This window comes from Halorubrum tibetense, from assembly GCF_042661865.1.
Lineage (GTDB): Archaea > Halobacteriota > Halobacteria > Halobacteriales > Haloferacaceae > Halorubrum > Halorubrum tibetense.
Genome location: NZ_JBHSWW010000411.1, coordinates 1 through 1,564 on the forward strand (window position 1 = coordinate 1; position 1,564 = coordinate 1,564).

Genomic DNA, 1,564 nt, shown 5'->3' on the forward strand with positions numbered 1-1,564 from the left:
CCGCGGTCGGCGTCGCAGCACCCGCCGTCCCACCGCTGGGCGTGCCCGTCGTCAGGTCGCCCGATCCGGTGGGGTCGCTCGACCCGATGGTACCGCTCGACCCGATGGTACCGCTCGACCCGATGGCGTCGTCCGATCCGGGCGCATCAGCGACCTCCGCGGACCTGTTGTCCGCAGCGTCCGGCGTCGACCCGTCGTCGTCGGGCACCGCGTATCCGTCCTCAGTGGCGTGACAGCTCGGACAGAACTCTCGGCCGTCGTGGCGGAATATCGGGTCGCCGCAGGCGTCGCAGTGGCGGTTCGTCATCGTCGCGCCCTGTAAGAGCAGCTCGGACATTCGCTGGGTGTGTTCACGCTTCCGTTCGTCCTCCGCGAACTTCTCGCGGAGCTTCTCGCGTTCGGCCTCCTTGTCGAACCCGTCGCTCATACCTCCTCGGACGCCCTTCAGGCGCAAAAGTCCGGTGGGCTCGGTCGACGCTTCGATCCGGGGACGTGGTCGGATATCGGGACCGCTAACGGGGGTCGGCGGCAGGACCAGCGACGACGAGACCCGCTGGCGGGGAGCCGCGGTTGCGAAGCCGTCACGGACCGATCCCGTGTCGGTGCCTCACTCCTCCGTCCGGGTCCGGTCGGCGTCGAGCTCGCCCCGATGGATCTTCGAGCCGTCCTGTGCGACCTGCCGGCCGAGCACGGCACACTTGATCCGCATCGGCGATATCTCGACGCCGAGCATCTCCGTGACGTCCTCGGTGTCGAGCGCCTCCAGTTCTGCGACGCTCATCCCGTGGAGCCGTTCCGAGAGCATGCTGGCCGACGCCATCGAGATCGCACAGCCGTCGCCGGTGAACCGCACTGCCTCGACCGTCTCCTCGGCGTCGTCGAGCGCGACCTCCATCTTGATGGTGTCGCCACAGGAGGGGTTCTCGCCGACGTGGGTGAAATCCGGGTCCTCGAGCTCCCCGTAGTTGCGGGGGTTCTTGTAGTGATCGAGGATCTGCTGCCGGTACATGTCCGAGCCCAAGCCCATACTGTTTCCGGATACGTCAGTGGCGTTCAAAAGGGTTCCGTCGGGGTCTTACTCCTCCGAGCGTGCCGGGAGGGTCGTCGAGCCGGGGGCGTCTCGTGGCGTCCGTTCCGGCCGTGACGGGCCGGGGTCGACGTTTGAACTTCGTGGAGACGTGGCGTGAGCACGGATCGCAGCGAGGAGCCTATCGTACTGTCCCCTGTTCGATCGTTTCCGGAGATACGCGTCCGCACCGGCGGCGATCGCGCGGGACTCCACCCGCGCGTCGTGACACGTGGTGTGGAACAAAACCGGCGTTCGGACACCGTGCTCGCGGGCGCGGTCGACGAGGTCGATCCCGGTCCCGTCCGGGAGGCGCTGTTCGGTCACCACACAGTCGACCTCGGTGACGAGGTCGAGCGCGTCCGCGACGCGGTCGGCGGATCGGACCCTGACCTCCTCTTCGGCCCACGCGACGAACGCCCTCAGGAGTTCGGCCGCGCGCGGGTCGGGCTCGACGTGAAGGACATCGATCCCGGTTCGACGCCCGCCGTCGACGGC

3 protein-coding genes are annotated in these 1,564 nt (G+C 68.2%); all 3 read right to left on the reverse strand.

From position 1 onward, the window contains the following. Positions 1-427: Sjogren's syndrome/scleroderma autoantigen 1 family protein (locus ACFQEU_RS15645; protein ID WP_379783669.1), on the reverse strand; the 427-nt coding region annotated here is incomplete at its 3' end. A 180-nt stretch (positions 428-607) separates the two neighbouring features. Then, complete coding sequence (gene sufU / locus ACFQEU_RS15650; protein WP_379783671.1) at positions 608-1,027, reverse strand: Fe-S cluster assembly sulfur transfer protein SufU; 420 nt, start codon at positions 1,025-1,027, stop codon at positions 608-610. A gap of 48 nt (positions 1,028-1,075) precedes the next feature. Then, positions 1,076-1,564 (reverse strand): response regulator (locus ACFQEU_RS15655; RefSeq protein ID WP_379783673.1); only part of this gene is annotated, 489 nt, incomplete at its 5' end.